The sequence below is a fragment of the Roseateles saccharophilus genome, from assembly GCF_031458095.1.
Classification (GTDB): domain Bacteria; phylum Pseudomonadota; class Gammaproteobacteria; order Burkholderiales; family Burkholderiaceae_C; genus Pelomonas; species Pelomonas saccharophila_A.
The window spans coordinates 865,698-890,614 of the sequence record NZ_JAVDXU010000002.1 but is presented as its reverse complement, the minus strand read 5'-3'; the positions used below and the strand labels follow the sequence as shown (position 1 = coordinate 890,614).

The 24,917-nt window shown below is 67.5% G+C and carries 25 protein-coding genes; 20 read left to right on the top strand and 5 right to left on the bottom strand.

What is annotated here, in order from left to right; translation table 11 throughout:
* Position 1: 1 nt before the first annotated feature.
* Positions 2–313: a hypothetical protein gene (locus J2X20_RS16775; protein ID WP_310266871.1), complete on the top strand. Its 312-nt coding sequence runs from the start codon at positions 2–4 to the stop codon at positions 311–313.
* A 6-nt stretch (positions 314–319) separates the two neighbouring features.
* On the opposite strand, the gene dnaA is transcribed toward J2X20_RS16775, so the two are convergent.
* Positions 320–1,774 carry a chromosomal replication initiator protein DnaA gene (gene dnaA / locus J2X20_RS16770; protein ID WP_310266868.1) on the bottom strand — a complete coding sequence of 485 codons (1,455 nt, stop codon included), beginning with the start codon at positions 1,772–1,774 and terminating at the stop codon, positions 320–322.
* Between the two features lie 334 nt (positions 1,775–2,108).
* On the opposite strand from dnaA, the gene rpmH reads away from it, so the two are divergent.
* The 7 genes from rpmH (at position 2,109) to J2X20_RS16735 (ending at position 7,984) form a co-directional block, all read left to right on the top strand.
* Positions 2,109–2,243: a 50S ribosomal protein L34 gene (rpmH, locus tag J2X20_RS16765; RefSeq protein ID WP_054021782.1), complete on the top strand. Its 135-nt coding sequence runs from the start codon at positions 2,109–2,111 to the stop codon at positions 2,241–2,243.
* A gap of 45 nt (positions 2,244–2,288) precedes the next feature.
* Complete coding sequence (locus J2X20_RS16760; RefSeq protein WP_310266859.1) at positions 2,289–2,771, top strand: ribonuclease P protein component; 483 nt, start codon at positions 2,289–2,291, stop codon at positions 2,769–2,771.
* Entirely contained in the window at positions 2,768–3,073 is a 306-nt protein-coding gene (gene yidD, locus J2X20_RS16755; protein ID WP_310266857.1) for a membrane protein insertion efficiency factor YidD, read from the top strand. The genes J2X20_RS16760 and yidD overlap by 4 nt, the downstream gene beginning before the upstream one ends.
* Positions 3,066–4,781 (top strand): membrane protein insertase YidC, encoded by a 1,716-nt coding sequence (gene yidC / locus J2X20_RS16750; RefSeq protein WP_310266856.1) that lies wholly within the window; start codon positions 3,066–3,068, stop codon positions 4,779–4,781. The genes yidD and yidC overlap by 8 nt, the downstream gene beginning before the upstream one ends.
* Before the next feature lie 198 nt (positions 4,782–4,979).
* Positions 4,980–6,344, top strand: coding sequence for a tRNA uridine-5-carboxymethylaminomethyl(34) synthesis GTPase MnmE (gene mnmE, locus J2X20_RS16745; protein WP_310266853.1), 1,365 nt, complete (start codon positions 4,980–4,982; stop codon positions 6,342–6,344).
* 75 nt (positions 6,345–6,419) lie between these two features.
* On the top strand, positions 6,420–6,602 hold the full coding sequence (locus J2X20_RS16740; protein ID WP_310266851.1) for a hypothetical protein: 183 nt from the start codon (positions 6,420–6,422) through the stop codon (positions 6,600–6,602).
* Between the two features lie 92 nt (positions 6,603–6,694).
* Complete coding sequence (locus tag J2X20_RS16735) at positions 6,695–7,984, top strand: alkaline phosphatase family protein (RefSeq protein ID WP_310266850.1); 1,290 nt, start codon at positions 6,695–6,697, stop codon at positions 7,982–7,984.
* Here the strand turns inward: J2X20_RS16735 and J2X20_RS16730 are convergent.
* Genes J2X20_RS16730 through J2X20_RS16715 form a run of 4 tightly spaced genes read right to left on the bottom strand, consistent with a single transcriptional unit; the run spans position 7,971 to position 11,196 of the window.
* Complete coding sequence (locus tag J2X20_RS16730; RefSeq protein WP_310266848.1) at positions 7,971–8,891, bottom strand: SMP-30/gluconolactonase/LRE family protein; 921 nt, start codon at positions 8,889–8,891, stop codon at positions 7,971–7,973. The two genes, J2X20_RS16735 and J2X20_RS16730, sit on opposite strands and share 14 nt — an antisense overlap.
* Entirely contained in the window at positions 8,881–9,351 is a 471-nt protein-coding gene (locus J2X20_RS16725) for an acyl-CoA thioesterase (RefSeq protein WP_310266846.1), read from the bottom strand. Before J2X20_RS16725 ends, J2X20_RS16730 begins: the two co-directional genes overlap by 11 nt.
* Positions 9,352–9,364: 13 nt before the next feature.
* Positions 9,365–10,432, bottom strand: a complete 1,068-nt coding sequence (locus tag J2X20_RS16720; protein WP_310266843.1) for an aldose epimerase family protein — start codon at positions 10,430–10,432, stop codon at positions 9,365–9,367.
* Complete coding sequence (locus J2X20_RS16715) at positions 10,432–11,196, bottom strand: SDR family NAD(P)-dependent oxidoreductase (protein ID WP_310266841.1); 765 nt, start codon at positions 11,194–11,196, stop codon at positions 10,432–10,434. The genes J2X20_RS16720 and J2X20_RS16715 overlap by 1 nt, the downstream gene beginning before the upstream one ends.
* Positions 11,197–11,416: 220 nt before the next feature.
* Here J2X20_RS16715 and J2X20_RS16710 point away from each other — a divergent pair, with 220 nt between their 5' ends.
* The 12 genes from J2X20_RS16710 (at position 11,417) to dnaN (ending at position 24,900) form a co-directional block, all read left to right on the top strand.
* Complete coding sequence (locus J2X20_RS16710; protein ID WP_310266840.1) at positions 11,417–12,346, top strand: dihydrodipicolinate synthase family protein; 930 nt, start codon at positions 11,417–11,419, stop codon at positions 12,344–12,346.
* Complete coding sequence (locus tag J2X20_RS16705; RefSeq protein WP_310266838.1) at positions 12,346–13,272, top strand: arabinan endo-1,5-alpha-L-arabinosidase; 927 nt, start codon at positions 12,346–12,348, stop codon at positions 13,270–13,272. Before J2X20_RS16710 ends, J2X20_RS16705 begins: the two co-directional genes overlap by 1 nt.
* Positions 13,273–13,288: 16 nt before the next feature.
* Positions 13,289–14,380, top strand: coding sequence for an ABC transporter ATP-binding protein (locus J2X20_RS16700; RefSeq protein ID WP_310266835.1), 1,092 nt, complete (start codon positions 13,289–13,291; stop codon positions 14,378–14,380).
* Entirely contained in the window at positions 14,377–15,270 is an 894-nt protein-coding gene (locus J2X20_RS16695) for a carbohydrate ABC transporter permease (RefSeq protein WP_310266833.1), read from the top strand. Before J2X20_RS16700 ends, J2X20_RS16695 begins: the two co-directional genes overlap by 4 nt.
* Positions 15,267–16,103: a carbohydrate ABC transporter permease gene (locus J2X20_RS16690; protein ID WP_310266830.1), complete on the top strand. Its 837-nt coding sequence runs from the start codon at positions 15,267–15,269 to the stop codon at positions 16,101–16,103. The genes J2X20_RS16695 and J2X20_RS16690 overlap by 4 nt, the downstream gene beginning before the upstream one ends.
* Positions 16,103–17,431 carry an ABC transporter substrate-binding protein gene (locus J2X20_RS16685; protein ID WP_409034170.1) on the top strand — a complete coding sequence of 443 codons (1,329 nt, stop codon included), beginning with the start codon at positions 16,103–16,105 and terminating at the stop codon, positions 17,429–17,431. Before J2X20_RS16690 ends, J2X20_RS16685 begins: the two co-directional genes overlap by 1 nt.
* Positions 17,431–18,969, top strand: coding sequence for an arabinosylfuranosidase ArfA (gene arfA, locus J2X20_RS16680; RefSeq protein WP_310266825.1), 1,539 nt, complete (start codon positions 17,431–17,433; stop codon positions 18,967–18,969). The genes J2X20_RS16685 and arfA overlap by 1 nt, the downstream gene beginning before the upstream one ends.
* Positions 18,966–19,904, top strand: coding sequence for a glycoside hydrolase family 43 protein (locus tag J2X20_RS16675; RefSeq protein ID WP_310266822.1), 939 nt, complete (start codon positions 18,966–18,968; stop codon positions 19,902–19,904). Before arfA ends, J2X20_RS16675 begins: the two co-directional genes overlap by 4 nt.
* 4 nt (positions 19,905–19,908) lie before the next feature.
* Positions 19,909–21,804 carry a glycoside hydrolase family 97 protein gene (locus tag J2X20_RS16670; RefSeq protein ID WP_310266819.1) on the top strand — a complete coding sequence of 632 codons (1,896 nt, stop codon included), beginning with the start codon at positions 19,909–19,911 and terminating at the stop codon, positions 21,802–21,804.
* 29 nt (positions 21,805–21,833) lie between these two features.
* On the top strand, positions 21,834–22,586 hold the full coding sequence (locus J2X20_RS16665) for a FadR/GntR family transcriptional regulator (protein WP_310266818.1): 753 nt from the start codon (positions 21,834–21,836) through the stop codon (positions 22,584–22,586).
* Between the two features lie 5 nt (positions 22,587–22,591).
* On the top strand, positions 22,592–23,578 hold the full coding sequence (locus tag J2X20_RS16660) for a LysR family transcriptional regulator (protein WP_310266816.1): 987 nt from the start codon (positions 22,592–22,594) through the stop codon (positions 23,576–23,578).
* 209 nt (positions 23,579–23,787) lie between these two features.
* Positions 23,788–24,900: a DNA polymerase III subunit beta gene (gene dnaN / locus J2X20_RS16655; protein WP_310266814.1), complete on the top strand. Its 1,113-nt coding sequence runs from the start codon at positions 23,788–23,790 to the stop codon at positions 24,898–24,900.
* Positions 24,901–24,917 lie beyond the last annotated feature (17 nt).

The window sequence follows — 24,917 nt, the reverse complement described above, 5'->3', positions numbered from 1 at the left end:
CTTGCGCGCCATGCGCTATCTGATCTTCGACTTCAGCGACGGCGACGACGGCATCGCCACGCTGGAGGCCATGGCCTCGACCCGCGCGGCCGAGCACGCGGCGGTGCTGGCCGAGGCCCGGCAGGTGCTGGACTGGGCCCAGGCCCACTTTCCCGGCCGCCAGGGCCCCGTCGAGGACGGCAATGCCTGGGACCATGAGCTGCTCGTGCAGCAGGAGGAGGGCGGCTGGCTCACCGTCACGCTGACGCTGAGCGCGTCGCCCGAATTCCTCGCGGCCTTCCTGGAGGTGTACGACGAAATCGACGACGACTGAGGGCCTTTAGCCCTTGAGCGTCTGCTCGAGCACATGCAGCTGCTGGTTCAGCTCGGTGTTCTTCTGGCGCTCGCCGCCGATCTTGCGCACCGCGTGCAGCACGGTGGTGTGGTCCCGCCCGCCGAAAAGTTCGCCGATCTCGGGCAGGCTCTTCTGCGTCAGCTCCTTGGCCAGGTACATCGCGATCTGGCGCGGCCGGGCGATGCTGGCCGGCCGCTTCTTGGAGTACATGTCGGCGACCTTGATCTTGTAGAAGTCGGCCACCGTCTTCTGGATGTTCTCCACGCCGATCTGTCGGTTCTGGATGGACAGCAGGTCCTTCAGCGCCTCGCGGGCCAGCGTGATGCTGATTTCCTTGTGCGAGAACTTGGCATAGGCCAGCACCTTGCGCAGCGCGCCTTCCAGCTCACGCACATTGGCGCGCACGTTTTTGGCGACGAAGAAGGCCACGTCCTCGGGCATGGGCTGGCCCTCGGCCTCGGCCTTCTTGATCAGGATGGCGACGCGCATCTCCAGTTCGGGCGGCTCGATGGCCACCGTCAGGCCGGCGTCGAAGCGGCTGGTCAGGCGCTCGTCGATGTCCACCAGCCCCTTGGGGTAGGTGTCCGACGTCATGATGATGTGGGCCTTCTTGGCCAGCAGGGCCTCGAAGGCGTTGAAGAACTCTTCCTGGGTGCGGTCCTTGCCGGCGAAGAACTGCACATCGTCGATGAGCAGCAGGTCCAGGGAGTGGTACTTGGCCTTCAGCTCGTCAAAGGTCTTGCGCTGGTAGTTCTTGACGACGTCGGAGATGAATTGCTCGGCGTGCAGATAGAGCACCCGGGCGTCCGGCCGGTCCTTCAGCAGCGCGTTGCCGACGGCGTGGATCAGATGGGTCTTGCCCAGGCCGACGCCGCCGTAGATGAACAGCGGGTTATAGGTGATGCCAGGAGCGCCGGCCACATGCAGGGCGGCCGTGCGGGCCATCTGGTTGGCGCGGCCGGGGACCAGGGTGTCGAAGGTCAGCTGCTGGTTGATGCGGTGCTTGCTGGCGGCCGGGCCTTGCGAGGGCAGCATGACGGTGGACGTGGCCGGCTGGACGACCGGCCTCAGCGCCGCGCTCAACTCGGCCTGGGCGGCCGGCTGCTGGGGCGCGGGCACCTGGCTGGCTGGCAGGCTGATGGCGGCGGCGGAGGGCTCGCGGGCAACCAGGGCCAGCTCCAGCCGCGTCGGGCGGCCGGCCAGTTCGGTCAGGATGGCTTCGATGCGGGCGGCGTACTGGCGACGGATCCAGTCGCGCTTGAAATGGTTGGGAACCTTCAGCGTCGCGATCAGCGCACTGGCGGCGTCGGCGCTCTCGCCGGCCACCGTCGCCGGCGGCAGCGGACGGATCCAGGTGTTGAACTGCTGCTCGGGAAGCTCGGTGGCCAGGCGCTCACAGCCGCGCCGCCACAGGTCCGATGCCCAATCCGCCGAATTCATGCCCGCTGTCACCTGCACCCCGTCCGCCCCGTTCTGTTCTTCTAGGCTCATTGTGGAAAACTTGTTCTCGAGCGGCTGGATTGTACGGATCCGGGGCCACCCAAACCGTGGGTTATCCACAGAATTTCGGAAGGGGTCAATCCCTGGCAAACCCGGCTTGAGAGGGGCGACTTATTGACCGCGCCGGCCGCTTCTGCTGTAATCACGGGTTTTCGCGCATTGCGACTCGTTCGCCATGCGCTTTTTTAGCCGGAATCCTCCTGAGGGCGCCGGCCTTTCTGCCGGGTGCCAACCGCTGCGCCCAGCCTGAACAAACCCTCAAAAGAGGTCTCCCATGAAGCGTACCTATCAAGCCTCCAAGACCCGCCGCGCTCGTACCCACGGTTTCCTCGTGCGCATGAAGACCCGCGGTGGCCGTGCCGTCATCGCCGCTCGCCGCGCCAAGGGCCGCAAGCGCCTGGCCGTCTAAGCCGCGCGACGACGCCTGCGTGCGTCGTCAGCCTCCGGGCAACCGATGATGATCGGCAAGCTGCAACGCCCGGTGGACTTTGAGCGTGTGCTCGGCCGCCAGAGCCGGGCTCGCAGCGCGCATTTCGCGCTGCACCACCTTTCGGCCAATCCGGCGCCCAGCGCCTGGCACGCCGCAAAGTTGCGCACAGCCTCAGCCGAGTTATCAACAGGCGAATCACAGCCTGTTCACAACCCTGTGGAACAAGACCCGCCCGCTGCGCCTGAAGGCTGCTGGGTGGGCATCGTCGTTCCCAAGCGGCATGCCAAGCGTTCGGTGACGCGCCAGCTCTTGAAGCGCCAGATCCGCGCCGCATTTGCCGAGCGTCCCGGCATGCCGCCGGGTTTGTGGGTTGTCCGCTTGCGCTCGCCTTTTGACCGCCAGAAGTTCCCCAGCGCCGCGTCCGACGCGCTGCGAGCCGCCGCCCGGGCCGAACTGGCGCAGCTGCTGGACAAAGCCATGGCGCCCAAGCCGGCGCCCAAGGCATGAAGCCCAGTTGGCCGGCCCGCGCTCTGATGGCCGTCGTGCGCGGCTATCGCCTGATGCTCAGCCCCTGGTTGGGCAATGCCTGCCGTTTCGAGCCGACCTGCTCGCGCTATTCGCTGGCGGCGCTGGAAAAGCATGGTGCCCTGGCCGGCAGCTATCTGACCGTGCATCGCATCCTGCGCTGCCACCCGTTCTGCGCCGGCGGGCACGATCCCGTGCCTGACAATCCGCCGCGCCTGTTTTCCCGCCTGACGTCCCCGGTGCCTTGCGCGCCGTCCTCCTCTCCCGAGTCCTTCCATGACTGATATTCGCCGCACCGTGCTGTGGGTGGTGTTCACGATGTCCCTCGTCCTGCTCTGGGACGGCTGGCAAAAGCACAACGGGCATCCTTCGATGTTCAGCCCGACGCCCAAGGCCGTGTCGACGGCACCGGCCACGCCCGCCTCGGGCGGCGTGCCCGCGGCCACCAGCGTGGCGGGCCAGGCTCCGGCAACGACTGCCGCCACTGCGGCTGCGGCGCCTTCCGAGAAGATCACCATCCGCACCGACGTGCTGACGGTCACCGTGGACACCCTGGGTGGCGACATCGTCCGCGCCGAGCTGCCCAAATACCTGACCTCGCCCGACCCGACGGTGACCGACCAGCTGCTGCAGATGGTGCATCTGCAGAAGAAGCCCGAGTTCACGCCCGAGCCCGTCGTCCTGTTCAACGCCGCCCAGCACTACCGCGCCCAGACCGGCCTGGTCAGTGCCCAGGGCCCGCTGCCCGCCCACACGACGCCGATGACGCCCGTCGCCGGCGAGCGCGAGCTCAAGGACGGCCAGGACGAGGTCAAGCTGCGACTGGAGTCGGCCGAGGTCGGCGGTGTCAAGCTGATCAAGACCTTCACCTTCAAGCGCGGCGCCTACACGGTGGGCGTCACGCATGAGGTCGTCAACCACGGCGCCGCCCCGGTCACGCCCCAGGTCTATCTGCAGTTGGTGCGCGATGGCAGCACCGTCACCGGCGGCGCGGCCTTCACGCCCAGCTTCACCGGCCCGGCGATCTACAACGACAAGACCAAGTTCAAGACCCTCAAGTTCGAGGACATCGACAAGGGCAAGGTCGACATCGAGAAGCAGGCCAACGACGGCTGGGTCTCGATGGTCCAGCACTATTTCGCCAGCGCCTGGCTCGTCAACGAACCCGGCAACCGCGAATTCTTCGTGCGCAAGCTGGCCGGCCAGGCCGGTGTGCGCGGCGACACCTATGCCGCCGGCATGGTCTTTACGCTGCCGACGCTGCAGCCCGACACCAGCGTGACCCAGCAGGCCACCCTCTTCGCCGGCCCGCAGGAGGAGAACAACCTCTCCAAGCTGGCTCCGGGCCTGGAGCGCGTCAAGGACTACGGCATGCTGACCATCCTGGCCGAGCCGCTGTTCTGGCTGCTGGACAAGCTGCATGGCCTGATCGGCAACTGGGGCTGGACCATCGTCGCCCTGGTGCTGCTGCTGAAGATCGCCCTCTACAGCCTGAACGCCAGCGCCTACAAGTCCATGGCCCGCATGAAGGCGGTGGCGCCGCGCATCAACGAGATGAAGGAGCGCCTGAAGGACAAGCCGCAGGAAATGCAGCAGGAGATGATGAAGATCTACCGCGAGGAGAAGATCAACCCCATCGGCGGCTGCCTGCCCATCTTCCTGCAGATGCCCATCTTCATGGCCCTGTACTGGGTGCTGCTGTCCACCGTCGAGATGCGCCAGGCGCCGTGGACGCTGTGGATCACCGATCTGTCGGTGCGTGACCCCTACTTCATCCTGCCGCTGCTGATGATGGCGTCCAGCCTGTTCCAGGTCTGGCTCAACCCGCCGGCCGCCGATCCCATGCAGCAGAAGATGATGTGGATCATGCCCGTGGCCTTTGGCGTCATGTTCTTTGTCTTCCCGTCCGGCCTGGTGCTGTACTGGCTGACGAACAACATCCTGTCCATCGCCCAGCAGTGGCTCATCAACAAACGGTTGGGCGTGAACTGATTCACACCCCCCATATGAGCCCCCGCAGCCGGGGGCTTCTTTCTGCCCGGCGTTGGCAGTTCAATAGCTCCGCGGGGCAGAGAACACCGGCCCGGACGAGTCTCACGAGAGCACTCGAACCGAGCCTCCCCCGCGCCAACGCCTGATGCAGCCGCTCCCTCGAGCGGCTGTTTCTTTTGGGCCGCGACAATCGCATCCATGCTGTCCCGCCACGCCGACCCCATTGCCGCCATTGCCACCGCGCCAGGTCGTGGCGCCGTTGGCATCGTGCGCGTGTCGTCGCCGCAAGACCTGACGCCGCTCATCGAAGCCGTTTGCGGCCGGCCGCTGAAAGCCCGCGAAGCGACTTACCTGCCGTTCCGCGACGCGAGCGGCGCGGCCATCGACCAGGGCCTGGCCCTGCACTTCCCGGCACCGCACTCCTACACCGGCGAGCATGTGCTGGAACTGCAGGCCCATGGCGGCGCCGTCGTCATGCAGTTGCTGCTGGCGCGGGTCATCGAAGCGGGTGCAAACCTCCGCCTGGCCGAACCGGGTGAGTTCACGCAGCGCGCCTTCCTGAACGGCAAGCTCGACCTCGCCCAGGCCGAGGCGGTGGCCGACCTCATCGACGCCAGCACCGAGGCTGCCGCGCGCAGCGCGAGCCGGGCGCTGGGTGGCGCGCTGTCGCAGGAGGTGGGTGTGCTGCGCGACCAGCTCATCCAGCTGCGCATGCTGGTCGAGGCGACGCTGGACTTCCCCGAGGAAGAAATCGACTTCCTTGAGAAGGCCGATGCCTTCGGCCGGCTGGATCGCCTGACCGCGCAGCTCAGTGCTGTGCAGGCCCGCACGCGCCAGGGCGCGCTGCTGCGCGATGGCCTCAAGGTCGTGCTCGCCGGCCAGCCCAATGTCGGCAAAAGTTCGCTGCTGAATGCGTTGGCCGGCGCCGAGCTGGCCATCGTCACGCCCATTCCCGGCACGACGCGCGACAAGGTCAGCCAGACCATCCAGATCGAAGGCGTGCCCCTGCACGTCACCGACACGGCCGGCCTGCGCGACTCGACGGCCGACGAGGTCGAGCGCATCGGTGTGTCACGCTCCTGGGATGCCATCGCCGATGCCGACGTCGTGCTCTTCCTGCACGACCTGGGCCGCGTCGGCCAGCCCGACTACGAGGCCGAGGACGAGCGCATCCGTGCGCGGCTGGCCGGCGTCGACACGAGCCGCATCGTGCAGGTCTTCAACAAGGCCGACCTGGCCGCAGCGCCTGCGGGCGAGATCGCGCTGAGCCTGAAGACGGGTGAGGGCTTGGAGGCGCTGCGCCAGCGCCTGCTGCAGACGGCGGGCTGGCAGGCGGTGCCCGAAGGTCTGTTCATCGCCCGCGAGCGCCATGTGCAGGCCCTGGCCCGCACGGCCGAGCACCTGGAACAGGCCCGCGGCATCGCCGAACAGCGCGACGCCGCCCTGGACCTGCTGGCCGAGGAGCTGCGCCTGGCCCATGACGCCCTGGGCGAAATCACCGGCGCCTTCTCGGCGGACGAGTTGCTCGGCGTCATCTTCAGCAGTTTTTGCATCGGCAAGTAGTCCGCCAGCCCTCCTTATGCGTTCTTGACGCGCCACTGCCTACGGTGGCGCTGTCTCGATGCCAGAGGAGGTCGCATGCGACGCCTTCAACACTTCAGCTTCACGGCCACCGCCCTGGAGCCCCGCCAGCCGGCGACCCAGGCCCGGCCTGCAACGCCCGTCAGCCCGCAGCCACGCGACGAGATGTGGCGCTCGCGCCGAGTGCTGTCGGGCTCGGACTGGATGGATGCCTGGGTGCAGAAGCCCGGCCGGCGCTAGGCGGCGGCTGGCGCCGACTTCGGGGGTGGAAGCGGACTCTGGCCGGCGCGACCGCCGCTAAAGTGAAGGACGGCTTTTCTTCAGCGTCCCTCATGCCGACACCTCCTCGCGATGCCCGGCCCTTGCTCGGCGCAGCCACCACCGCCGCAAGCCTGCTGACGGCCATCGTGCTGGGCCTGACCGGCTGTGCCACGCAGGCGCCGACCGCCACCGAGTCGCGCCAGCCCGTGACCATCCTCGTGTCCATCGACGGCTTCCGCGAGGACTACCTGCGGCGCGGCGTGAGTCCCACGCTGTCGCAGCTGGCGGCCGATGGCGTCTCGGGCGTCATGCACCCTTCCTTTCCGACCAAGACCTTTCCCAACCATTGGACGCTGGTGACGGGCCTGCGCCCGGACCGCCATGGCATCGTCGGCAACCGGATGGAGTCGCCCGAGCGCAAGACGCCCTTCACGATGGCCACGGACGACCCCTGGTGGTGGAACGCGGCACCGCCGATCTGGGTGGATGCGGAGAAGGCCGGCGTGCGCACCGCCGTCATGTTCTGGCCGGGCGCCAACGTCGCCATCGGCGGCATGGAAGATGTCGACGGCCACAAGCAGGTCGAGGGCACGCGCCCCTCGGACTGGATGCAATACCACCAGGCCATCACCGACGTGCAGCGCGTCAATACGGTGCTGGACTGGCTGCGCCGGCCCGCCGAGATCCGCCCGAAGTTCGTCACGGTGTACTTCGAGAAGGTCGACACCGCCGGCCATGACTACGGTCCGGACAGCGCACAAACCACGCAGGCCGTGGCCCAGGTCGACGGCGCGATTCGCGCGCTGCTGGCCGGCCTGAAGGAGCTGGCCCAGCCGGCCAATCTCGTCATCGTGGCGGACCACGGCATGGCCGCCACCAGCAGCGAACGCACGATCCCGCTCGACAAGCTGGTCGACCCCAAGCTCTACCACCTCGTCGAGACCGGCACCTTCGCCAGCCTCGCACCCCTGCCCGGCATGCAAGCGCAGGTCGAGAAGGCCTTGCTCGTTGCGCACGAGCACATGCAGTGCTGGCGCAAGACCGACATCCCGGCGCGCTTCCACTACGGTTCGAACCCGCGCATTCCACCGATCCTGTGTCTGGCCCAGCCGGGCTGGCTGGTGCTGGCCAGCGCGCCGCGCAAGGCCGCCACCGGCGGCAACCATGGCTACGACCACATGGCACCGGAAATGAACTCGCTGTTCATCGCGACCGGCCCCGCCTTCACCGGGCCTCGGGTGCTGCCGGACTTCGACAACGTCGAGGTCTATCCGCTGCTGCGCCGGCTGATGGGGCTGCCGGCGGCCACCGGCGTGGATGGCGACGGCGCCGTCTTCCGCGACGCGTTCAGGCGTCGTTGAACAGCGGGTCGGGCAGATAGAGCCCGGCTTCGACGACCATGCCGAACAAGCTGCCCGACAGCGGACGGGCCATCAGGTCGGCGGTGCTGAGGCCTTCACGAGCGGTCGTGACCAGCAGCTGGTCGCCCTCCGGGCCGCCGAAGGCCGGGCAGGTCACGTGGCTGACCGGCACCGAATAGCGCCCCAGCAGCCGGCCATCCGGCGCATAGCGGGCGACTGCCGCATTGCCCCATTCCGCATTCCACAGACAACCCTTGGCGTCGATGACGGAGCCATCGGGCCAGCAGTTGTCGTCGAATTCCTTCTTCGCGAAAAGACGCGGCTCGCTGACGCGGGCGCTGTCGGCGTCGTAGTCACAGACCATCATGCGCGTGGTGGTCGTGTCGCAGTAGTGCATGCGCTTGCCGTTCGGGCTGAAGCAGATGCTGTTGGAGATGCCCACGCCATCCAGCGCCAGGCGGCGCAGGCCGTGGGCCAGCGAGTATTGGTAGAAGCTGCCGATGCGCTGGCGCGGGTTGGCCTCATCCAGCGTGCCGAAGACGAAGTTGCCGCTGCGGTCGCAACGCCCGTCGTTGGCGCGCGTGGTGGGCAGATGGGCTTCCAGCGGCGTGATCGTCTCGGGCTCGGCCGCAATGCTGCCGCTCGCCTGCAGGTCCGGCAGGGTCAGGCGCGCCAGGCGCTTGGCCATGGCCAGGATGAGGGCTCCCGAGCGTGCATGCACGAAGCTGCCGACGCGCTCGGGCAGGCGCACCTGCAGCGTGACGCTGGCCCCGGGGGTCCAGGCGTAGATGCAGGCGCCTTCGATGTCGGTCCACCACCAGCGGCCGCTGGAGGCATGCCACTGGATGCCTTCGCCGAGGTTGTTGGCCTGGGCAAGGGCGAGGGCGAAGGGGTGTTCAGCTGGCATCGGGGGGAGCTTCAAGGCTGGCGCGGGCCTGTTTGCGGGCGATGGCCGCGGCGTGGCGGCGGCGTTCGTCCGGCGTGAAAGGCCGCAGCGGCGCGACGGCCACGGGCTTGTTGTCGTCGCCCACCGCCACCATCGTGAAATAGCAGCTGTTCACGTGGCGGGTTTCCTGGGTGCGGATGTTCTCGGCCACCACCTTGATGCCGACTTCCATCGACGAGGTGCCGGTCATGTTGACACTGGCCAGGAAGGTGACCAGCTCGCCGACGTGGATGGCTTGGCGGAAGATGACGCGGTCCACTGACAGCGTGACGACATAGCGCCCGGCATAGCGGCTGGCGCAGGCATAGGCCACCTGGTCCAGCAGCTTGAGGATGTTGCCGCCGTGGACGTTGCCGGCAAAGTTGGCCGTGTCCGGTGTCATCAGCACCGTCATCGTCAGTTGGTGGGCGGGCAGGTCCATGGCGCGATCCTCGTCAGGAGAAGCGATGGATTGTGGTGCTGCGCCACGTCTCACCGGGCCTCAGCACCGTCGAAGGCCAGTCGCTGCTGGCTTCGTGGTGCGGCGAGTCGGGGTTGTGCTGGGTCTCCAGGCACAGGCCGTCGCCCTGGCGGTAGATGCGCCCGTTCGGCCCGGCCAGACTGCCGTCGAGGAAATTGCCGGAATAGAACTGCATGGCCGGCTCGCTGGTCAGCACCTCCATGCGGCGGCCTGAGTGGGGATCTTCCAGCGTGGCGGCGTGGCGAACGCCGTCGGCGTTCAGCTCGCCGTCGAGCAGCCAGTTGTGGTCATAGCCCTTGCCGATCAGCAGCTGGGGATGGGCCTTGCGGATACGCGCCACGATCGCCGTTGGTTGGCGGAAGTCGAAAGGCGTGCCGTCCACCGGCGCGTGGCGCTGCGGGATCAGGTGCTCGTCGACCTCGCTGTAGCGCGACGCGGGAATGGTCAGGCGATGGCGCAGCACGCTGCCGTCGCCGGCGAGGTTGAAGTAGTCGTGGTGGGTCAGGTTGACGACGGTGGCGCGGTCGGTCGTGGCTTCGTAGTCGATGCGCCAGCTGTTGTCGGTGGCGCTGACCGAGTAGCGCACGCTGACCTGCAGCTCGCCCGGGAAGCCTTGCTCGCCATGCGGGCTCGTGTAAGTGAACAAAAGCGCTTCGGCCTCACCGGCGCGGGGCTCCGCGGGTGCGGCGTTCCACAGCCGATGGCCGAAGCCCTCGGTGCCGCCATGCAGGCAGTTGAGCCCGTCGTTGCAACCCAGCAGGTGGACCTCGCCGTCCAGCTCGAAGCGGGCGCCGGCAATGCGGTTGCCGTAGCGCCCGACGATGATGCCGAAGGACGGGTTGCGGTGCACATAGTCGTCCAGGTTGTCGAAGCCCAGCACGACATTGCCGCTCTGGCCCTGGGCGTCCGGCACCCACAGGCCGGTGACGATGCCGCCCAGCGTGATGGCGGTCAGCTTCAAGCCGAGGCCGTTGCTGAGGGTGTATTCATGCACCGGCCGGCCATCGGGCAGGCGGCCGTAGTCGCGCCTCTGCATGCTCATCAGGCCCAGCCGCCGTCGACGATGAAGTCCTGCGCGGTGCACATGGCGCTGTCATCCGCTGCGAGGAACAGCGCCATCGAAGCGATGTGCTGAGGCATCAACGGCTCGTCGATGCACTGGCCCTTGGCGATTTCCTTCTTGGTCTCTTCGGTGACCCAGAGCTTCAATTGCTTCTCGGTCATGACCCAGCCCGGCGCCAGCGTGTTGACGCGGATCTTGTGCGGTCCGAAGTCGCGCGCCAGGCAGCGCGTCAGCCCTTGGACCGCGGCCTTGCTGGCCGTGTAGGCCGGCATGCCACCCTGCTTGAGCATCCAGCTGATGGAGCCGAAGTTGATGATGGAGCCACCGCCCGCCGCCTTCATGTCGGCCAGCACGGCCTGGGCCGTGAAGAACTGGTGCTTGATGTTGACGGCGACGCTGGCGTCCCAGAACTCGGGCGTGGTCTCTTCGACGGCGTGGCGCTTGTCGTTGGCGGCGTTGTTCAGCAGGACCGTGAAAGGGCCCGTGCGCTCGCGCAAGGCAGCGACCGCCGAGCGCAGGGATTCGACGTTGGACAGGTCGGCCGCCGCGAACTGCGGCGCATGGCGCGAGCCCGCGAGGCGGGCGGCCAGCGCCTGGCCCTCATCCGCGGCCAGGTCGATGAAGGCCACCTTGGCGCCCTGGGCGGCAAAGGCCTCGACCAGGGTCTCGCCGATGCCGGTGGCCCCGCCGGTGATCAGGACGCCCCGGTCCTGAAGGCTGGGGTAGCGGGCGTAAGAACTCATCGAACTGTCTCCTGCGATAGGCGGCCCGGCTGCTTTGGCCCGGCGATGGATGGATTATTAGTCATACTTTTTTCTTTGAAAAGACGAGTAATTTCGGGTTAACCCCGATGATCTCGCATAAATAGTCATACTTTAATGACGGCCAATGCCGGCGAAGACAGCTGGCCGGGCCCGCCCGTCGGTGCCTGCATTCAACTTCCCAGAGACAAAGGCCCGCATCATGAGCGCCTCCACCACCCGCCCCTATCGCGGCGTCTTCCCCGTCGTTCCGACCATCTTCCACGCCGACGGCACGCTGGACCTCCCCGGCCAGCTGCGCTGCGTCGACTTCATGATCGACGCCGGCTCCACCGGCCTGTGCATCCTCGCCAACTTCTCCGAGCAGTTCGTGCTGTCGGATGCCGAGCGCGAGACCCTGACCCGCGCCATCCTCGAGCATGTGGCCGGCCGCGTGCCCGTCATCGTCACGACGACGCATTACTCGACGCAGATCTGCATCGAGCGCAGCCAACTGGCGCAATCGCTCGGCGCGGCCATGGTCATGGTCATGCCGCCGTATCACGGCGCCACCTTCCGCGTGTCCGAAGGCCAGATCGAGAGCTTCTACCAGCGCCTGTCCGATGCGATCTCGATTCCCATCATGATCCAGGACGCCCCGGTGGCCGGCACGCCGCTGTCGGTGCCGCTGCTGGCACGCATGGCCCAAACAATAGCCAACGTGAAGTACTTCAAGCTGGAGATGCCCCAGGCCGCCAGCAAGATGCGCGAGCTGATCCGCGTCGGCGGTGCGGCCATTGAAGGCCCGTGGGACGGAGAAGAGGCCATCACGCTGCTGGCCGACCTGGACGCCGGCGCCACCGGCGCGATGACGGGCGGCGGCTTCCCCGACGGCATCCGCAAGATCTTCGACGCCTTCCACGCCGGTGACCGCGAGGAGGCCGTCGTCCAGTACGGCCGCTGGCTGCCGCTGATCAACTACGAGAACCGCCAGGGCGGCATCCTGACCGCCAAGGCGCTGATGAAGGAAGGCGGCGTCATCAAGAGCGATGCGCCTCGCCACCCCTTCCCCGAAATGAGCCCCGAAGTGCGCGCCGGCCTGCTCGACGCGGCCAAACGACTCGATCCCCTGGTCCTGCGCTGGGGCAAGTGATGCGCTGGCTGGCAGCGCTGCTGGCGCTGTGCCTGAGCGCATCCGCGCTCGCGCTGGAACTTCAGGGCGACACGGGCGCGCATGACCCCACACTGCTGATCCAGGGCGAGCGCTGGTTTGTCTTCACGACGGGCAAAGGGCTGCAGCGGCTGGAGTCCACCGATAGCGGCAAGACCTGGCGCCGCCTGGCACCGGTGTTCAGCGAGCCACCCGCCTGGTGGGCCGAGGCCGTGCCCGAGCACAAGGGCCTGGACGTCTGGGCACCCAAGCTGTTCGCCCACCGGGGCCGCGTCTGGGCGCTGTACTCCATCTCCACCTTCGGCAAGAACCGCTCGGCCATCGGCCTGGTCAGCAGCGACAAGCCGGACGCCAGCGAGTGGCGCGACGAAGGCCTGGTCGTGCAGAGCGTGGCGAGCGACAACTTCAACGCCATCGACCCCGACCTCTTCGCCGACACCGACGGCAAGCTGTGGCTGAGTTATGGCTCCTTCTGGGGCGGCATCCGCCTCACCGAGCTGAATGCCGACACCCTGCGCCCCATCGGCGAGACGCGCTTCATCGCCCGCCGCAAGGCCGGCGTCGAAGCGCCCACCCTCGTGCGGCACGGCGACTGGATCTATCTGTTCGCATCCCTTGACCTCTGCTGCCGCGGCGTGGACAGCAGCTACAACATCGCCGTCGGCCGCGCGCGCAGCGTCGAAGGCCCCTATTTCGACCGCGACGGCAAGGCGCTGATGGACGGCGGTGGCACCCGGCTGCTCGCAGGCGGTACGCGCTGGAAGGGTCCCGGCCACCAGGACGTCGTCGGCGACTGGCTGGTGCACCACGCCTATGACGGCGAACGCGGCGGCAAGCCGCATCTGCGCATCAAGCGCCTGAGCTGGTCCGACGAAGGCTGGCCCGTGATCCCCTCTGAAGAAGAATGAACCGGAGACACCCAACGTGGCTGGCCTGAAGCTGGAGAACGTCTGCAAGCGCTACGGCGCCGTGCAGGTCATCGAGAACCTGTCGCTGGACGTGGCCGAAGGCGAGTTCGTCGTCTTCCTCGGCCCGTCGGGCTGCGGCAAGACGAGCCTGCTGCGCATGGTGGCGGGCCTGGAAGAGGTCAGCGGCGGCCGCATCCTCATCGGCGACCGCGACGTGACCGTCGCGCCTCCGGGCCAGCGCAACCTGGCCATGGTGTTCCAGCACTACGCCCTCTACCCGCACATGAGCGTGCGCGACAACCTCGCCTTCGGGTTGAAGAACATCGGCATCCCGGCGGACGAGATTGCCAAGCGCATCACCGAGTCGGCCCGCATGCTGGAGCTGGACACCCTGCTGGACCGCAAGCCCGGCCAGCTCTCCGGCGGCCAGCGCCAGCGCGTCGCCATCGGCCGCGCGGTGGTCAAGGAGCCCGGCATCTTCCTGTTCGACGAGCCGCTGTCGAATCTGGATGCAGCTCTTCGTGGACGCACGCGACTGGAGCTGGCGCAACTGCACCAGCGCCTGGGCGCCACCATGGTCTTCGTCACCCACGACCAGATCGAGGCCATGACCCTGGCCACACGCATCGTCGTCATGAAGGGCGGTGCCATCGAGCAGGTCGCCACGCCGGCCGAGCTGTACCGCCGGCCCGCAACCAGGTTCGTGGCCAGCTTCATCGGCACACCGGGCATGGGCTTTGTGCCGGTGCAGCGGGCGCCGGACGACCGCGGGCGCGTCGTGGTCACGGTGCCGGGCGGCCAGTGGGTGACGACGCGTGTCGCCAGCGAAGGCCTGTCGGCACAGGCCCTGACCTTGGGTATCCGGCCCGAGAACCTGCGCGTGGCCGAGCAAGGCCCGCTGCGTGGCCGCGTCGAGCTGGTCGAGTTCCTGGGTGAGCGCACGCTGGCCCACTTGAAGCTCGAAGGCGGCAGCCCACTCATCGTGACCGTGCCGGCCGGCACATCGCCCAAGCTGGGTTCCTATGTCGCCGTCAGCGTCGACGTGGCCGAAGCCCACCTCTTCGACGAGACCGGCCGCGCCCATCATGCGCAGGAGTCGCTCGCATGAGTGCGCCCACCGTCGGGCTGCGCGCCTCACGCCCGGCCTACGCCCTCTTTGTGCTGCCCTTCGTGGCGGTCTACGTGCTGATGCTGCTGTGGCCGCTGGCCAAGGGCGTGTGGATCAGCTTTCACGACCACGACCTGCTGTCCGACGACAGCTTCTGGGTGGGCCTGGCCAACTACAAGGAACTGTGGAGCGACGAGGTCTTCCAGCAGGTAGTCTGGAACACCCTCCGCTTCGTCGCCATCAGCACGCCCATCTTCGTCGTGCTGTCACTGATGCTGGCGCTGGCACTCAACCGCCCGGGCAAGCTGGCCACCTTGCTGCGCGCCACCTTCTTCTGCGCCTCGGTCTTCTCGGTCACGCTGATCACCCTGGTCTGGAAGCTGGCGCTGATGCCCGAGCGCGGCCTCATCGCCCAGGCCTTCGCGGCCGTGGGCCTGCCCGAGCTGCCGCTGCTGACCAGCGATTCGCTGGCCCTGACCACCATCGCCTTGGTCACGGTGTGGTGGATCATCGGCCTGCCGATGATCCTCTTCCTGTCGGCCCTGCAGCAGATCCCCTCGGACATCTACGAGGCCGCGGCCCTCGACAACACGCCGCGCTGGCGCGTGCTGACCCACATCACCCTGCCCAGCCTGAAGCGCGCCATCGTGCTGGTCGCGCTGATCGAGGTCATCCGCCAGTTCCAGGTCTTCCCGCAGATCATGCTGATGACCAACGGCGGGCCCAACAACACCACCCGGTCCATCGTGCAGTTCACCTACGAGCAGGCCTTCATGCAGCTGTCGCTGGGCTATGCCACCGCCGCCTCGCAGGTGCTGCTGGCCATCATGCTGGTGGGTGTTTCCGCACAGCTCTGGCTGGAACGTGATCGCAAGGGAGGCACGCGATGAACCCCTTGCTGCGCCGCGGTTGGTTCGACCGCTTGGTGATGGCAGCTCTCACGCTGCTGGCCCTGGCCTGGATGGCGCCGCTGCTGTGGGTGCTGGCCCTGTCCTTCAAGCCCAACGAGTTCCTGCTGCGCCACACCGACGTCTTCCTGGCGCCGCCCTACACGCTGGCCAACTACCTGGACATCCTGCAGACCTCGCAGGTCTTCCGCTGGCTGGGCAACAGCGCGCTGGTGGCCCTGCTGCAGACGGTGGGCGTGCTGGTGCTGTCGTCGCTGGCCGGCTATGGCTTCGCGCGCTGCGAGTTTCCGGGCCGAAAGATCCTGTTCGCCCTCGTCATGTTCGGCCTGGCCGTGCCGGCGCAATCGGTCTTCATCCCGCTGCACCGGTTGTTCTCGGAGTGGAACCTGCAGAACACGATTGCCGGCCTGGCGCTGCCGGGCTTGGCCGCGCCCTTCGGCGTCTATTTGATGACGCAGTACTTCAAGGCCATCCCGGCCGAACTGGAAGAGGCCGCGCTGCTGGACAACGCCTCGCGCTTCAAGACCTTTTTGACCATCATCCTGCCGCTGACGCTGCCGGCCCAGGCCACCTTGGGCATCTTCACCTTCCTGGCCTGCTGGAACGACTACCTCTGGCCGCTGGTCATCGCGACCCAGCCCGACATGTACACGCTGACGCGCGGCCTGGCCTCCACGCAGACCAACTTCGCGCAGTCGGAAGGGCTGGGCTTCCTGATGGCGCAGGCCGTGTTTGCCGGTGTGCCCGCGCTGATGCTTTATCTCTTCTTCCAGCGCCATCTGGTGACGGCCGTTGCCGGGACGGGCAAGTCATGATGAAGCGCTTGGCAGTTCTCTTTTGCACGGCCCTGCTTGCCGCCTGCGGCGCGGGCAAGGACAACTCGGGCAAGACCGAGATCACGCTGATGCGCTTCTTCGGCAGCTGCGAGTCGCAGTTCGGCCAGGTCGTGAAGGCCTCCGAGGGCGTCGGCGAATGCGGCATCGTCACGGCCCTGGTCAACGAGTTCAACGCGACCCATCCCGACGTCGTCGTGAAGACGCAGATCGGCGAGTGGGGACCCTACTACGACCAGCTCACCGCGCGCCTCGTGTCCAAGGACATCCCGACCGTGGCCGTCATGCACGAGTCGGCCCTGGGCGACTATGTGCGCCGCAAGCTGGTGCTGCCGCTGGACGAGGATTTCAAGCGCGTCGGCGTGCCGGTGGACGACTTCACCGAGCATGCGCGCAAGGGCACCACGTTCAACGGCCAGACCTATGCGCTGCCCTTCGACACCTGGGCCTGGCTGTGGCACATCAACACGAAGTTGATGAAGCAGGCCGGCCTGCTGGGCGCCAACGGCGAGCCGGTGCTGCCGCGCTCGCCCGAGGAGCTGCTGGCGCAGGCGCGCCAGTTCAAGCAGAAGACGGGCAAGCCCTTCTTCGCCTGGGCCGTGGCCAACGAGACCGCCGCCAACGACCGCACCTTCCAGACGCTCGTGGCCCAGCAGGGCGCGGCCCTGTTCGCTGAAGACGGCAAGAGCATCCGCATGCAGCAGCCCGCCGTGACGAAGGCGTTGACGCTGATGCAGACCCTCTACAAGGAAGGCCATGTGCGGCCCAACCTGGACTACGCCGCCGCCAACCAGGCCTTCCTGAACGGCGAGGCCGGCGTCGTCGTCGTCGGCACCTGGACCATCGACCAGTTCCTGCGTGAATCCAAGAAGCCCGACTCGCCGCTGCAGGGCGGCTACGCGGTGCGGCCCTTTGCCCAGCTCTATGACAGGCCGGCCGTGTTCGCCGACGGCCACTCGTGGGCCCTGTTCAAGGGCGGCACGACCGACGCCAAGGGCCACGAGGCGGCGCTGAAGTTCCTCAAGTTCGTCTGGGACCACAGCGCCGAGTGGTCGCGCACCGGCCATCTGCCGGTCAGCAAGACCGTGGCGGGCAGCGAGGCCTTCCGCGCTTTGCCGCAGCGCGAGTCGCTGGCCGAGATCACGCACACCGGTGCGTCCATGCCGGGCAACGTGCCCACGCAACGCAATATCGAACTGCTGATCGGCGAGGACGTGGCCAATTTGCTGCTATCGGGCAAGCCGGTGGCCGAGGTGCAGGCCAGCGTCGAGAAGCGTGTCAACAAGGCACTTCAAAAGGCACGCCGCTGATGTTCGAAGCCCAACTCATCGTCGACCGCGACTTCGCCCTCGCGCCGCTGGACCGCCGCTTGTTCGGCGTCTTCGTCGAGCACCTCGGGCGCTGCGTCTACAACGGCATCCACGAGCCCGGCCACCCCACCGCCGACGAGCACGGTTTTCGGGGCGACGTGGCCGAGCTGACGAAGGAGCTGGGCGCCACCATCGTGCGCTACCCCGGCGGCAATTTCATGTCGGGCTACAACTGGGAAGACGGCGTCGGCCCCAAGGAGCAGCGCCCGCGGCGCCTGGACCTGGCCTGGTTCTCGACCGAGACCAACCAGGTCGGCACGCATGAGTTCATGCACTGGTGCCGCAAGATCGGCATCGAGCCGATGTTCGGCGTCAACCTCGGCACGCGCGGGCCCGACGAGGCACGCCACTACCTCGAGTACTGCAACCACCCCGGCGGCACGGCGCTGTCGGACCTGCGCCGCAGCCACGGCGCCGAGGAGCCGCTGGGCATCAAGTTCTGGTGCCTGGGCAACGAGATGGACGGCCCTTGGCAGATCTGCCAGAAGACCCCCGACGAATACGGCCGCATCGCCAAGGAGACCGCCAAGCTGATGCGCTGGGTGGACCCGAGCATCGAGCTGGCCGCCTGCGGCTCGTCGGCCTACGACATGCCGAGCTACGGCGTCTGGGAAGACCGCGTGCTGGAGCATTGCTTCGAGTTCGTCGACTACCTGTCGCTGCACAGCTATTTCGTCAAGCCGCCTGTGGGTCAAGGTTCAGATACCAGCACCGAGGCCTTCTTCGCGCAGATCGAGACCAATGCCCGCTACATCGAGGACACGGTGGCGATTGCCGATGCGGTGGCCACGCGCAAGCGCTCCAACAAGCGGCTCAAGCTGTCCTTCGACGAATGGAATGTCTGGTACCGCGCCCGCCATGGCGAGCACCTGAAGCAAGCCGGCTGGCCCGAGGCGCCGCGACTGCTGGAAGAGGTCTACACGGCCGAGGACGCCCTGCTCATCGGCGGCATGCTGACCATGATGATGAACCACGCCGACCGGCTCAAGGTCGCCTGCATGGCCCAGCTGTGCAACGTCATCGCGCCCATCATGACCGAGCCCGGCGGCCCGGCCTGGCGGCAGACCATCTTCCACCCCTTCGCCCAGGCCGCGCGCTGGGCACATGGCGAGGTGCTGCGCTCGGTGGTCAAGTCGCCCGGCTATGCCAACGCCCGCCACGGCGAGCTGCCTTATCTGTGCGCCAGCGTCGTCGACGACCCGGCCACGGGCCGCACCGCCGTCTTCCTGCTGAACCGCCACCTGACCGAGGAGATGGACCTGTCCATCACGCTGCGCGGCCTGGGCGCCGAGCGCCGCCTCGTGCAGGCCGAGCAGCTGCACAGCGCCGACCTGAACGCCAGCAACACGGCCGACGCACCCGACCGCGTCGCGCCGCAGCCGCTGGAAGGCATCGCCATCCTCGACGAACGCTTGAGCGTGAAGTTGAGGCCCGCCTCCTGGAACGTCATCGTCACCCAAGCGATTCGCGCCGCATGACCTGGAACAACCCCCTCATCCCCCAGCGCGCCGACCCGCAGATCAGCCGGGTTGATGGCCGCTACTGGTTCACCGCCTCGGTGCCCAGCTACGACGCCATCGAGATCCGCAGCGCCGACAGCATCGCCGGCCTGGCGACCGCCACGCCCCAGGTGATCTGGCGCAAGCACGACAGCGGCCCGATGAGCTTCCACGTCTGGGCGCCGGAGCTGCACCGCATAGCCGGCCGCTGGTATGTCTACTTCGCAGCCAGCGAGCGCGACGACATCTGGAAGCTGCGCATGTATGTGCTGGAGTGCGAGGGCGACGACCCGCTGCGCGATGCCTGGCTGGAGCGCGGCCAGATCGCTACACCCGAGGAAGGCTTCTCGCTGGACGCGACGCCCTTCGAGCACCACGGCAAGCGCTACCTCTGCTGGGCCCAGAAGAGCCCGCCGACGGAGAGCAACCTCTACATCGCCGAGTTGGCCAACCCGTGGACCTTGAAGACCGAGCCCGTCGTCATCGCGCGCCCGGACCTGGCCTGGGAGCGCATCGGCTTCTGCGTCAACGAGGGCCCCGCGGTGCTCAAGCGCAACGGCCGCGTCTTCATCGCCTATTCGGCCGCGGCGACCGACGCGAACTACTGCATGGGCCTGCTGTGGGCCGATGAGAACGCCGATCTGCTGGACCCCACGAGCTGGAGCAAGTCGCCCGTGCCGGTGTTCAAGACCGACGAGTCGGTCAGCCAGTTCGGCCCCGGCCACAACAGCTTCACGACGACGCCCGATGGCCAGACCGACCTGCTGGTCTATCACGCCCGCAACTACCGCGACATCGTCGGCGACCCACTCAACGACCCCAACCGCCACACCCGCGTGCAGGCCTTTGGCTGGCGTGTCGACGGCTTCCCCGACTTCGGCACACCGGTCGCCGATGGTCCTTACTCGATCTGACGCCATGAAGCTCCTTGCCTCGCTCCTGATTGCAGTACCCGCTCTCGCGCAAGCCCTGAGCAGCCCCGACGGCCAGCTCCAGGTCGACGTGTCGGTCAACGCCGAGCAGCAGCTCGTCTACACGGTGCAGCGCGCTGGCCAGCCGGTGCTGCTGGCTTCGCGCCTGGGCCTGGTGCTGGAGCAGGGTGACTTCGCCAATGGGCTCAAGCTCGTCGCGGCCTCGCCCGTGAAGGCCCACCGCGAGCAGTACACGCTCGCCGCCGGCAAGAAGAGCCGCGTGGACTACCGCGCCAACGAGCAGCGCTTCACCGTCGCCAACGCCGCCGGGCAGCAGCTCATCCTGACGCTGCGCGCCTCCAACGACGGGCTGGCCCTGCGCTACACCGTGGACGGCCCGGGTCGCAAGCAGTTCAAGGACGAGCTGACCAGCTTCGCCTTCCCTGCCGACGCGCGCGCCTGGCTGCAGCCCATGGCCGTCGCCAAGACGGGCTACAGCCGCGTCAACCCGTCCTACGAAGAGCACTACCAGATGGGCGTCGCCGTCGGCACGCCGTCGCCCATGCCGGCGGGCTGGGTCTTCCCGGCACTGTTCCGCAGCGGTGCCAACTGGGTGGCCCTGACCGAAGCCGGCATGGACGGCCGCTTCCACGCGTCGCGCCTGCAAGCCGCCTCCACCGGTGGCATCTACCGCATCGGCCTGCCCGATCCACTCGAGGTCTTCACCGGCGGCCATCTGTTGGCCGACGTGAACGGCCCCCTGACCACCCCCTGGCGCGTGCTCGCCATCGGCCCGCTGAAGACGGTGATGGAGTCCACTCTCGGCACCGACCTTGCCGCCCCGGCCGTGCCCTTTGACAAGGCCAGGCTGAAGCCGGGCCATGCGTCCTGGAGCTGGGCGCTGCTGAAGGATGGAGCCACCGTCTTCGACGAGCAGAAGCGCTTCATCGACTACGCCGCCGACATGCACTGGAACTACACCCTGGTGGACGCCGAGTGGGACCGCCAGATCGGCGACGCCCAGATGAAGGCGCTGGCCGACTACGGCCGCACGAAGAACATCGGCCTGCTGGCCTGGTACAACTCCGCGGGCGACTGGAACGACACGCCCCAGACGCCGCGCAGCAAGCTGCTGACCCGAGCCGACCGCGCCCGCGAGTTCGCGCGCATGAAGGCCATCGGCGTGGCCGGCCTGAAGGTGGATTTCTTCGGCGGCGACGGCGCGTCCATGCAGGCCTATTACGTGGACCTGCTGAAGGAGTCGGCGGCGGCCGGCTTGCTGATGAACTTCCACGGCGCGACGCTGCCGCGCGGCTGGAGCCGCACCTACCCCCACCTGATGACGGCGGAGGCGGTGCGCGGCCTGGAGTTCACGACCTTCACGCAGGAAGACCAGGACGCCGTGGCCACGCACGCCGCCATGCTGCCTTTCACGCGCAATCTCTTCGACCCCATGGACTTCACGCCCATGGTGTTCGGCGACATCCCCAACATCAAGCGCACCACGCGCAACGGCTTCGAGTTGGCCGAGAGCGTGCTCTTCCTCTCCGGTATCCAGCACTATGCCGAGACGCCCGAGGGCATGGCCACCGTGCCGGCCTATGTGAAGGGCCTGCTGCGCGAACTGCCGCGCCACTGGGACGAGGTGCGCTTTCTCGACGGCGAACCGGGCAAGTTCGTCGTGCTGGCCCGCCGCGCCGGCAAGCAGTGGTTCATTGCCGGCCTGAATGCCGACGACACGCTGCGCGAGATCCAGCTCGACCTGGCCTGGCTCGGCAAACGCCAAGGCCAGCTCATCACCGACGGTGCCGGCGAGCGCGAGTTCACTGAAGCCCAGCTTGCCGCACCCGCGGCCCAGCTGACGCTGGCACCCCACGGCGGCTTTGTCGCCCGCTTTCGATAATGAAGGCTTTTGCGGCTAGCCTCGCGGCCATGCGAACCCGAGCGGATCACTCCACCTACAGCGCCCAGCCCGAGGGCAAGAGCCAGCATGGCCGCATCGTCAGCGAGCTGGGCCTGGCCATCATCGGCGGCGAATTGAAGCCCGGCGACAAGCTGCCGCCCGAGGCCCAGCTGCTGGAGCGCTACGAGATCAGCCGCCCGGTGCTGCGCGAGGCCGTGCGAGTGCTCGTGGCCAAGGGCCTGGTGGTGTCGCGCCAGCGCGCCGGCGCCATCGTTCGCCCGCGCAACGAATGGCACCTGCTCGACCCCGACGTGCTGTACTGGCTGATCCAGTCCCGCCCGCAGCGCGACTTCGTGCAGACCCTGCTGGAAGTGCGTCGCATCTTCGAACCCGCCGCTGCCGCCTTGGCCGCCCGCGCCGCGACCGATGAGCAGCTGGCCGGCATCGCCACCGCCTACGAAGGCATGGCCGCCGCCAAGACCACGGCCGAGCTGCTGGAGCCGGACCTGACCTTCCACCGCCGCATTGCCGAGGCCACCGGCAACGACCTGCTGGCCTATATCGGCAACATGCTGTCCCTGGCCCTGCGTGAGTCCATCATCCTGTCCAGCCAGCTGCCCAACACGCACGATCTTTCCCTGCCGCGCCACAAGGCCATCCTGACGGCCCTGCAGGCCCGCGACGCCGTCGGCGCCCGCCAGGCCACCCTGGTGCAGCTGGAGGAAACCGGCGACGACATCAACACCGTGCTGGCCGCCGACGGCCGCGTGAACTTGGCTTGAACACGATGGCCCGCGACGACGACGATGACAACAACGGCACGTCGCTGACCGACGCCAGCCCCAATCCCAACTGGTTCCTGCGCGCGCGCCTGAAGACGCGCCAACTGCTGCTGCTGATCGCGCTGGACGACGAGCGCAACATCCACCGCGCCGCCGAGGTGCTGTGCATGACCCAGCCGGCCGCCTCCAAGCAGCTCAAGGACCTGGAGGACATGCTGGACGTCAAGCTCTTCGAGCGCCACCCGCGCGGCATGGAGCCCACGCTCTACGGCGAGACCATGATCCGCCACGCCCGCATGGCGCTGACGTCGCTGTCGGCCGCCCACGACGACATCGTCTCGCTGAAGAATGGCCTGGCCGGCCAGGTCGAGGTCGGCGTCATCATGACCCCGGCCATGGGCCTGCTGCCGCGCGCCATCGCCCGCATCAAGCTGCAGGCGCCCAAGCTGCGCATCGGCGTCCACATGGAAAGCAGCAAGCAGCTCGTGGACATGCTGCAGCGCGGCAAGCTGGACTTCATGATCGGCCGCATCGTCGAAGAGGAAGACGCCGCCGGCCTGCACTATGAGGAGCTGACGGTCGAGCCCGCCTGCGCCGTCGCGCGCGTGGGCCATCCGCTCTTGAAGGAAGACAACCTCAAGCTCGCCGACCTGGCCGACCAGCCCTGGATCCTGCCGCCGCAGGGCAGCGTGCTGCGCCACCGCTGGGAGCTGATGTTCCGCCGCGCCGCGCTGGAGCCGCCGGCCAACAACGTCGATACCACGGCCCTGCTGCTCATCACCGCCCTGCTGCAGCAGACCGACTCCCTGCATGTGATGCCGGTGGAGGTGGCACGCTACTACGCGTCGCTGCACGTGCTGGCCATCCTGCCCATCGACCTGCCCTGCCATATGGACGCCTTCGGCATCATCACCCGCGAGGGGCATCTGATGTCCCCGGGGGCGCGCCAGCTGCTGCACGAGGTGCGCTCGGCCGCCCGCGACCTCTACTGAGGACTTTGGCCGCGGTTGCGGCCAGATGGCGGGTTTTGGCCCTTGCCCGGGCGTCGGGAGGCGCCACCCTGGGCGGCCTTCGGGTTCACCCGTAGCCTCCGCAGCAGCCCCGCCAGCCGGTCAGGCACCGTTTCCGGGCGACAATCGCAGCTTTACGCGCGCGCGCGTTTTTGGGCTTGCCCAGCTGAATCTCCCCCCAAGAGGCCTCCATGATCGTTTTGAAAGCTCCCCAGGATCAGGTGCTCGGCGCGCTGCAAGCGGTGTCCGGCATCGTCGAGCGGCGCCACACGCTGCCGATCCTGGCCAATGTGTTGATCCGCAAGACCGGCAACCAGGTGGAGCTCACGACCAGCGACCTCGAGATCCAGGTGCGCACCACGGTCCAGTTTGACGGCGACGCCGGCAATCTGTCCACCACCGTCGGCGCCCGCAAGCTCATCGACATCCTGCGCTCCATGCCGGCCGACCAGGTCGTCAGCCTGACGAGCAACCAGAACAAGATGACCCTGCAGGGCGGCAAGAGCCGCTTCACGCTGCAGACCCTCCCCGCCGATGACTTCCCCCTGGTGCAGGAAGCCGCCGACTTCGGCCCCGCCTTCAGCGTGCCGCAGAAGGCGCTGAAGGGCCTGATCAACCAGGTCCACTTCGCCATGGCGGTGCACGACATCCGCTACTACCTGAACGGCATCCTGTTCGTCGCCGAAGGCAAGAACCTGACGCTGGTGGCCACCGACGGCCACCGCCTGGCCCTGGCCCAGGCCGAGCTGGACACCGACATCCCCAAGCAGGAAGTCATCCTGCCGCGCAAGACCGTGCTGGAGCTGCAGCGCCTCTTGAAGGACGGCAAGGACGACGATGCCATCGAGATGCGCTTTGCCGGCAACCAGGCCAAGTTCAGCTTCAGCGGCATGGAGTTCGTCACCAAGCTGGTCGAGGGCAAGTTCCCCGACTACAACCGCGTCATCCCCAAGAACCACAAGTTCCGCCTCACGCTGGGCCGCGCGCCGCTGCTGAGCAGCCTGCAGCGCGCCGCCATCCTGACCAGCGAGAAGTTCAAGGCCGTGCGCCTGACCTTCGAGCCGGGCCTGCTGTCCATCGCGTCCAGCAATGCCGAGCAGGAAGAGGCCAAGGAAGAGATCGAGATCGACTACGGCGGCGACAAGATCGAGACCGGCTTCAACGTCACCTACCTGATGGACGCCCTGGCCAACATGAGCCAGGACATGGTCTCCATTGACCTCAACGACAGCGCCAGCAGCGCGCTGCTGACCATTCCCGAGACGACGGGCTTCAAGTACGTGGTCATGCCGATGCGAATCTGAGCCGGCACCCTGGCTTG

Coding starts and splice junctions, on each gene's coding strand:
- dnaA (WP_310266868.1), bottom strand. CDS start 1,774: ATGAATTCGGCGGATTGGGCATCGGACCTGTGGCGGCGCGGCTGTGAG.
- rpmH (WP_054021782.1), top strand. CDS start 2,109: ATGAAGCGTACCTATCAAGCCTCCAAGACCCGCCGCGCTCGTACCCAC.
- J2X20_RS16760 (WP_310266859.1), top strand. CDS start 2,289: ATGATGATCGGCAAGCTGCAACGCCCGGTGGACTTTGAGCGTGTGCTC.
- yidD (WP_310266857.1), top strand. CDS start 2,768: ATGAAGCCCAGTTGGCCGGCCCGCGCTCTGATGGCCGTCGTGCGCGGC.
- yidC (WP_310266856.1), top strand. CDS start 3,066: ATGACTGATATTCGCCGCACCGTGCTGTGGGTGGTGTTCACGATGTCC.
- mnmE (WP_310266853.1), top strand. CDS start 4,980: ATGCTGTCCCGCCACGCCGACCCCATTGCCGCCATTGCCACCGCGCCA.
- J2X20_RS16740 (WP_310266851.1), top strand. CDS start 6,420: ATGCGACGCCTTCAACACTTCAGCTTCACGGCCACCGCCCTGGAGCCC.
- J2X20_RS16735 (WP_310266850.1), top strand. CDS start 6,695: ATGCCGACACCTCCTCGCGATGCCCGGCCCTTGCTCGGCGCAGCCACC.
- J2X20_RS16730 (WP_310266848.1), bottom strand. CDS start 8,891: ATGCCAGCTGAACACCCCTTCGCCCTCGCCCTTGCCCAGGCCAACAAC.
- J2X20_RS16725 (WP_310266846.1), bottom strand. CDS start 9,351: ATGGACCTGCCCGCCCACCAACTGACGATGACGGTGCTGATGACACCG.
- J2X20_RS16720 (WP_310266843.1), bottom strand. CDS start 10,432: ATGAGCATGCAGAGGCGCGACTACGGCCGCCTGCCCGATGGCCGGCCG.
- J2X20_RS16715 (WP_310266841.1), bottom strand. CDS start 11,196: ATGAGTTCTTACGCCCGCTACCCCAGCCTTCAGGACCGGGGCGTCCTG.
- J2X20_RS16710 (WP_310266840.1), top strand. CDS start 11,417: ATGAGCGCCTCCACCACCCGCCCCTATCGCGGCGTCTTCCCCGTCGTT.
- J2X20_RS16705 (WP_310266838.1), top strand. CDS start 12,346: ATGCGCTGGCTGGCAGCGCTGCTGGCGCTGTGCCTGAGCGCATCCGCG.
- J2X20_RS16695 (WP_310266833.1), top strand. CDS start 14,377: ATGAGTGCGCCCACCGTCGGGCTGCGCGCCTCACGCCCGGCCTACGCC.
- J2X20_RS16690 (WP_310266830.1), top strand. CDS start 15,267: ATGAACCCCTTGCTGCGCCGCGGTTGGTTCGACCGCTTGGTGATGGCA.
- J2X20_RS16685 (WP_409034170.1), top strand. CDS start 16,103: ATGAAGCGCTTGGCAGTTCTCTTTTGCACGGCCCTGCTTGCCGCCTGC.
- arfA (WP_310266825.1), top strand. CDS start 17,431: ATGTTCGAAGCCCAACTCATCGTCGACCGCGACTTCGCCCTCGCGCCG.
- J2X20_RS16675 (WP_310266822.1), top strand. CDS start 18,966: ATGACCTGGAACAACCCCCTCATCCCCCAGCGCGCCGACCCGCAGATC.
- J2X20_RS16670 (WP_310266819.1), top strand. CDS start 19,909: ATGAAGCTCCTTGCCTCGCTCCTGATTGCAGTACCCGCTCTCGCGCAA.
- J2X20_RS16665 (WP_310266818.1), top strand. CDS start 21,834: ATGCGAACCCGAGCGGATCACTCCACCTACAGCGCCCAGCCCGAGGGC.
- J2X20_RS16660 (WP_310266816.1), top strand. CDS start 22,592: ATGGCCCGCGACGACGACGATGACAACAACGGCACGTCGCTGACCGAC.
- dnaN (WP_310266814.1), top strand. CDS start 23,788: ATGATCGTTTTGAAAGCTCCCCAGGATCAGGTGCTCGGCGCGCTGCAA.